Genomic DNA, 6,207 nt, shown 5'->3' with positions numbered 1-6,207 from the left:
GCGCCGGTGGCGTGCTCGTGCGCCTGGGCACTGACCTCACGGTGCTCGACCTGGCCCGGTCGCTCGACGCCCCGGTGGTCGTGGTGGCCCGCGCGGGGCTCGGCACGCTGTCCGACACCGAGCTCACGGTGCGCGCGATCGAGTCAGCGGGGCTCCGGTGCGCCGGGATCGTGATCGGCTCCTGGCCGTACGACCCGGACCTCGCCGAGCGCCTCAATCTGGAGGACCTGCCCCGCCTCACCGGGGTTCCGGTGCTCGGCCGGGTGCCCGCGGGGGCCGGACAACTGGATCCCGCCGAGTTCACGCGTCACGCGGCGGAGTGGTTCGCGCCGGGGCTACTCGACGCCCTTCGACTCAAACAGGTGGGTCCTACCTAATTTCTAAAATACTGTGACGAGTTAACTTGCTTCAGAACTACCGGCCTGCCTCCACCATAATTCACTGGAGAACACTTCGAGGTTTTGCGCAGCACCCACTCGTGGCCCTTTCAAGCGATTCTCTACCATAGAGGAACCGACTCGGCATCGTAGAACCTGACCGCCAACGGCCTTTTTGAGTTAAAGGAATGCCGATCTGCCGTAAGCCGGTTGACAGCAATGATGCTATCTTGATTGGACCCTGAAGATGGATCACCATATATAGAAACGGCAATTCGTGACACTTTTGAATTCACGATCGCTTGCGATATATGCGCATCGTTTGAACCAAATGATAGCCCATAGGCCAGAATTCCCCCGCCAATTTGAGCAAGAGATCTCAACCCCTTAGACAGATAGTCACTTGTCTGAATTTTTGCGAGTTTTTCTTGACTGGTTCCCTCTGCAACTATCAACGGAAAGCGGTTTTTTCGCAACTGTTCGCGTATCTGGTCAATTAGCGGCACATCGGTTCGGATCCATGTCAGTTTCTGCAGCTGAGCGTTCCCTGCATCCCGGTACAGATGGAGCGCCCCATGTAGGTATAAAATGTTCTGGGAGTGGGGATTGAGGTGGTTCCAGACCACATAAGGAGCGTCATGGTCTGGGCTTCTGAATCCGTCATCACTAAGCGTGAACCCCATAGTGTCGTCGTCATGCATCAAGGCCCAATATAGCAACAGATCATAATTTGCAGTGTAGATCTTGCCGTGCCGATTGATGAAAGCTCTCACGCGGGTATACGCCTCGTCCAAAACGTCTGTCGGCCGCTCCGGATGGAGAGCCGCGAGCGTGGACGCGAGAACCTCCTTAAGCCCGTCCGCCTCACGCCGAAGTTCTTCTATCTCAATTCGATAACTATCCCCATCGAGAACCTCTAAAGCGTTTGCCGCATCCGAAAGTTGTCGGATGACAACTTCAAAGTCGTACGTGCCGAGTGCTGAAAAGAACTTCTCGGCGATCGGACTCAAAACTCCTTCCTGGCGGGCATGATCTAGAAGCGCACTGTAAGAGAACCGGCCTCGGTCGTAGGCGACACTGAAACCGTTACCTAAAAGCAGGTGCGACTTAGGGCCAGAGGATGCCTCGTTAACCCACCTATATGCCTCGTCGTATGTAGTAACTTGCTCGTTCATAAATAGAGCTTAACTGATACAGGTAGTGCCTCCATAGCGAACAAGGAGTTGAACGGCGGATTCGGTCAGCTACCAACCCTGAAGCCGGTCTTGACGTGCGTCGGGTCCATCCGCGCATTGGGGCGTCGTCGCGTGACGCTCTCGGAACGTCGGACGGGACCACCTATCAGGACCGGCAGGAGCCACCCGGCCAGCACTAGGCTCATTCGCGCCCAGCGCGCTGGGCGCCGTCCGCTCAACTGGTCATTCCGCCGGAGCACAGCTGCCCCCACTTCGCGCGAGGCGCCTCTGCCAAAGGGGCCTACCGTGTGTAAAAGCCCCCTATGCCTTGCGCCGCGTGACCGGTGAGTTCCCTTATCGACCGGCTGGCCACCGCCATCTCCCCGCGAGCGATTGCCAGGTAGGTCCCCACCCAACCGTCGAGCTCCCAGTCCGGCGTCCCGGGGTAACCCTCACGTCGGGAGGCGTAGGCCTGATCGATCGACTCGTCCTCGAACCGGTAGGTCGTCCCCCTGGCCGCGGTCAGCTGGGTAGCGGTCTCCTTCAGTGTCAGCAGCTCGTCGCCGGTCAGGTCATAGGTCCGGCCGTCATGCCCCCCGGTCGCCAGGACCGCCGCCGCCGCCTCCGCCAGGTCGTCACGGGCGACCCACGCGATGCGCCCGTCCCCGGCGGGTCCGCGGATGACGCCCTCGGCATCGGCCCAGTCGGCCACGTAGTCCAGGTAGAAACTCGGACGCAGGAAGGTGTAGTCGAACCCTGCGGCCCTGATCATCTCCTCGGTCGCGTGGTGCGTCCGTGCGAAGGTGAAGCTCGCCTCCGGCGAGGCGCCCAGGAACGACGTGTAGACGACCCGGCGCACACCGGCCGCCTCGAAAGCCTCGACGGCCGACCGGTGCACCGACTCGCGGTCCGCGGCCTCATTGCCGGACACGAAGAACACGGTCTCGATGCCGCGCAGGGCAGAGGTCAGGGCCTCGCCGTCTTCATACGACGCCTCGGCGACGTCCGCGCCCGGCAGCGACGGCGCCCGCTCCGCATTCCGGACGATCAGGCGCTGGGCGATTCCCCGCTCGGCCAGATGTCGGGCAACGGAGCCCCCCAGAGCTCCGGTGGCTCCCGTGACGGCGATGGCCGGTTGTGCAGTCATGTCCCGTCCAACCCTGCCCGACCGTGCGCTATTCCGCCGGGTGCGGAACGGCCCGCAAGGCCGACGGGGCGGCCCCGGACCCATGCCGGACGCCCTATCGGTGTTCGACGGTTGAGGCGAATCGCGGGACTGAGCAGGTAGAATCGGGCCCACGTCGACGCAAGGAGGACTGTTTGTCCACCCGTATCCGCCCGACCACCGACCAGGCGCTCGCAGGAGCCGTCGCCGGGCACCGCATGGCAGGCATGGAACCGTCATCCGAGGCCGTGGAGATCACCCGCCGGTTCGCCGACGGACTCCTCACCCGCGACCAGGCCCTCTCCGAGATCCGCGCCGCGGCGCGTGAGCGCACCGCCCCCTGACGCTGCTCCCGACCCCTTCTCACTGATGAACCCCCGAGATCCTTACAGGGAGTCCTCGGGGGTTCTACGCAACCGGCTCGGCATCACCGACCCCGACCACCTCGCGGAGTTCGAGCGCGACCTCGCCTTCTTCCGGGTCGTGGAACTGGAGCTCAGCCCGTTGGGGGGTCGATTCGACTTCGACCACCTCCGCGCGATCCACCGCTACATCCTGCAGGACATCTTCGACTGGGCCGGAGAGCTCCGGTCCGTCGACACCCACGCCCTCGGCATCCCTCACGCCAGGCCGCAGTTCCTGACCGACGAGCTCGACCGCGTCTTTTGTCAGATCGCCACCCGGCCACCCAGCACGACCGACCCCCACGCCGCCACGGACACCATCGCCTCGCACTGGTCCGAGCTCACCCTTGTGCACCCCTTCCGCGACGGGAACAGTCGCACGCAACGCGTCTTCTTCGACCAGATGTTCCGTCACGCCGGGTGGGCGGTCGACTGGGCCGGCATCGACGCCTCGGCAGCCCACGCCGCTCGTCACATGTCCGTTTACGGACGGCCCGATTACCTCGCCGACCAGCTCAGGCACGCCGTCCGCCCGGCCGCGGAGCTCGCCGATGGCCGACTAGCCACCACTCTGGGCAACCGCTCGCTCCTCCTCGCCTCCGAACACTTCCGTGCCATGCGCGAGCACCTCAAGGCCGGCAGCACCACCCCCTACGGGCGTCCCGCACAGACGCGCGGCCGATCCATCACGTAACCGCCCACCTGCCGGGTTCAGCCAACATGCCAGTGGCGGCGGATGAGCTCCTCCCGTGCGCCCTCGTCGTCTGCACTCTTCCCGCCCGGCGTGTTGTCGTCGGCCCCGCGCAGGCCCGCGAGCAGGGCGTCGATGAGCTGCTCCGGGAAGACGCCGTCGGCTTCGAACATCTCGCGCTCGGCCTCGAGGACGTCGGCCGCCTCGGTGCACGAGGAGGGAAGTTGCTCGAAGTCGTCGTTGTCGTCCGCCTTCAGCCGCTCGGCCAGCTCCAGGCTCCCGGGATCGTTCAGGCCGCGCGTCGCCGCGACCGCCATGCCGGCCAGGAGCAGGTGCACGTCGGCCGAGCCGTCGCCGAGGCGCAGCTCGATGGTCTGGGGGTGCGTGGCCGGTTCGGGGACGGGCTCGGTGCTGCCGGGATTGGCGTGGGCCACCATGTCGGCCAGGACGTCGCCGCCCCAGGCAAGGGGGACCCGGACCAGACCGGTGCGGTCCTTCTCGCCCCAGCAGATGTCCTCGGGTGACTCGTCGCCGGCGGCGAACCGCAGGTAGGACGTGGGGACCGTGTTGCCGAACGCGGACAGCGCCCTGGCCGCCGAGAGGTAGCCGGCGATCAACCGGCGCCCGGTGTCGTTGATCCCCTGCTTGGTGACGACGGCGTTGGTGCCGTTGCGCACCAGTCGGCTGTGGATGTGCAGTCCGTTCCCTGCACCCTCGCCGCTCACCAGTGGCGCGAAGGTCGCCTCGAGGCCGTGGGCGTAGGCGACCTCGCGCACCACCCATTTGGCCAGGACGAGGTTGTCGGCAGCCTGCTCCAGGGGCACGGGTTGGAGCTCGATCTCGTGCTGGACCAGCTGACGGTCATCGGTGAGGATGTTGCCGACCTCGCCGTGGGCGTACTTCAGCGGCACCCCCATTGCGCAGAGATGGCCCAACACCTGTTCACGAACCCGCTCGTGCTTCGAGAACGGCCCCGACTCCTGGTACCCGCGCTCCTCCTCCACAGGGAAGAGGGCCTCGGGCTCATGGACGAGGTAGTACTCCAGCTCGCCGAAGGCCTCGAGCGTCATGCCGGTCTCCTGCGTCAGCACCTCGGCGGCGCGACGCACGACCTGCTCGCGCGCGTACGGCAGCGGAGTTCCGTCCTCGCGGTAGAAGGAGCACAGGACGTCGAGCGAGGTCCGCTCGCCGAAGGGGTTGAGGAAGGCGGTGCGGTGCCGCGGGACGATGTAGACGTCACTGGCGTCGGTGTCGGTCCCGGGAAAGACGCTCGACCCGTCCACGCGCTCGCCCCGCGTCAACACCTCGTGCAGGTGCTCGCGCGAATTGATGGGGAAGGCCAGGGTCTTCAGACGCCCGTCGCCGCCGACGTAGCGCAGGTTCACCTGCTCCAGTCCCAGCTCCTCGACCGCCCGCACGAGGGCTGCGGCGGTGAACTCGGCCGAGGGCGTGCCGAGCAGGCGGACGAGGGGGTGGGGTTCGAGTGCGTCGATGGCCATGCCCCGTTCTACCAGCGCCGCGTCGCAGGCCCCACCGGAGTGCATCCCCTGGGCGAGACCGCTCAGTTTCGCCCGGAGCACGGGAGAATAGGGACATGGGAGCAGGAGACTTTGATCTGACGATGGACGAGCTACGAACGGTCGTCCGGTTCGCCGCCGACTGCGCTCAGGAACTACTCCCTGAGTTCGACGCCGTCGCCCCCGATGACTCACGACCGCGCGACGCGATCGACGCGGCGCGCGCGTTCGCCAACGGCGCTCGGCGGTCGAACCTGCAACGAACGGCCGCCTTCGCATCCCACCGCGCAGCCAAGGAGGTCTCCGACGAGACCGCGCAACTGGCGGCGCTCGCCTGCGGAGACGCCGCGGCGGCTGCCTACCTTCACCCGATCGCGAGAGCATCGCAGGTCGGGCACATACTCCGCGCAGCCGCGTGCGCCGTGCGAGTGACCGAGCTGAAGACCGGCACTTCAGATAGTGACAGGGTTCGCGATCTCGCCGATCGGGCGGCTCCGCCTCTTCCTGAGATACTTCGTCGATATCCGGAGGCACCGAGTGGCAGGTCACGCGTCTCGCAGCTGATGAGCGCACTCGACTCAGAGATACGGAAGCACGACTAGCGACGACGGGGTGCAGCGGGGTTCCCGCTCATAGTGCGGGCGCTGTCGGTTTCGGTGTCGGTGTCGGCGACGAACACGGTGATGCCGGCCGTCACCTGCGGTTAGTCCAACCGCTCCGCGAGCCGGGGCACGCCGTCGCCGGCGAGCTGGTCGAGGTGGCTGCGCCGGCCGGCCATCGCCATGACGAGCGCGAGCGTCGGGCCGGCCACCTCCGGGCCTGCCCCGGCTCGGAACGGTCCGTCGGTGGCGCGCAGGGCCAGTCCGGCGGCGGTCGTC

The 6,207-nt window shown here is 66.1% G+C and carries 7 protein-coding genes and 1 pseudogene; 4 read left to right on the top strand and 4 right to left on the bottom strand.

The features are described 5' to 3' along the window. On the top strand, positions 1-377 hold a 377-nt coding region (locus G6027_RS17340; protein ID WP_182638259.1), incomplete at its 5' end, for an AAA family ATPase. A gap of 122 nt (positions 378-499) precedes the next feature. Here the strand turns inward: G6027_RS17340 and G6027_RS17335 are convergent. Together G6027_RS17335 and G6027_RS17330 are read right to left on the bottom strand one after the other, a co-directional pair. Next, positions 500-1,552 (bottom strand): DUF4917 family protein, encoded by a 1,053-nt coding sequence (locus G6027_RS17335; protein ID WP_182638220.1) that lies wholly within the window; start codon positions 1,550-1,552, stop codon positions 500-502. A 301-nt stretch (positions 1,553-1,853) separates the two neighbouring features. Further along, positions 1,854-2,699, bottom strand: a complete 846-nt coding sequence (locus G6027_RS17330) for an SDR family oxidoreductase (RefSeq protein WP_182638219.1) — start codon at positions 2,697-2,699, stop codon at positions 1,854-1,856. A 173-nt stretch (positions 2,700-2,872) separates the two neighbouring features. Here G6027_RS17330 and G6027_RS17325 point away from each other — a divergent pair, with 173 nt between their 5' ends. Both G6027_RS17325 and G6027_RS17320 read left to right on the top strand, forming a co-directional pair. Next, positions 2,873-3,061 (top strand): antitoxin VbhA family protein, encoded by a 189-nt coding sequence (locus G6027_RS17325; RefSeq protein WP_182638218.1) that lies wholly within the window; start codon positions 2,873-2,875, stop codon positions 3,059-3,061. Positions 3,062-3,086: 25 nt separating this feature from the next. Continuing rightward, complete coding sequence (locus G6027_RS17320; RefSeq protein ID WP_182638217.1) at positions 3,087-3,815, top strand: Fic family protein; 729 nt, start codon at positions 3,087-3,089, stop codon at positions 3,813-3,815. Between the two features lie 17 nt (positions 3,816-3,832). On the opposite strand, the gene G6027_RS17315 is transcribed toward G6027_RS17320, so the two are convergent. Beyond that, positions 3,833-5,311 (bottom strand): glutamine synthetase family protein, encoded by a 1,479-nt coding sequence (locus G6027_RS17315; protein ID WP_182638216.1) that lies wholly within the window; start codon positions 5,309-5,311, stop codon positions 3,833-3,835. A 95-nt stretch (positions 5,312-5,406) separates the two neighbouring features. Here G6027_RS17315 and G6027_RS17310 point away from each other — a divergent pair, with 95 nt between their 5' ends. Next, positions 5,407-5,931, top strand: coding sequence for a putative immunity protein (locus G6027_RS17310; protein WP_182638215.1), 525 nt, complete (start codon positions 5,407-5,409; stop codon positions 5,929-5,931). A 101-nt stretch (positions 5,932-6,032) separates the two neighbouring features. Here G6027_RS17310 and G6027_RS19150 read toward each other — a convergent pair. Next, positions 6,033-6,207: pseudogene (locus G6027_RS19150) on the bottom strand (hypothetical protein); the annotation flags it as partial.

This window comes from Dietzia sp. SLG310A2-38A2 (assembly GCF_014145095.1).
In the GTDB taxonomy this organism is placed as follows: Bacteria; Actinomycetota; Actinomycetes; order Mycobacteriales; family Mycobacteriaceae; genus Dietzia.
Note: the sequence above shows the minus strand (reverse complement) of the source record. Positions and strands in the feature narration are given on the sequence as shown.

Coding starts and splice junctions, on each gene's coding strand:
- G6027_RS17335 (WP_182638220.1), bottom strand. CDS start 1,552: ATGAACGAGCAAGTTACTACATACGACGAGGCATATAGGTGGGTTAAC.
- G6027_RS17330 (WP_182638219.1), bottom strand. CDS start 2,699: ATGACTGCACAACCGGCCATCGCCGTCACGGGAGCCACCGGAGCTCTG.
- G6027_RS17320 (WP_182638217.1), top strand. CDS start 3,087: ATGAACCCCCGAGATCCTTACAGGGAGTCCTCGGGGGTTCTACGCAAC.
- G6027_RS17315 (WP_182638216.1), bottom strand. CDS start 5,311: ATGGCCATCGACGCACTCGAACCCCACCCCCTCGTCCGCCTGCTCGGC.
- G6027_RS17310 (WP_182638215.1), top strand. CDS start 5,407: ATGGGAGCAGGAGACTTTGATCTGACGATGGACGAGCTACGAACGGTC.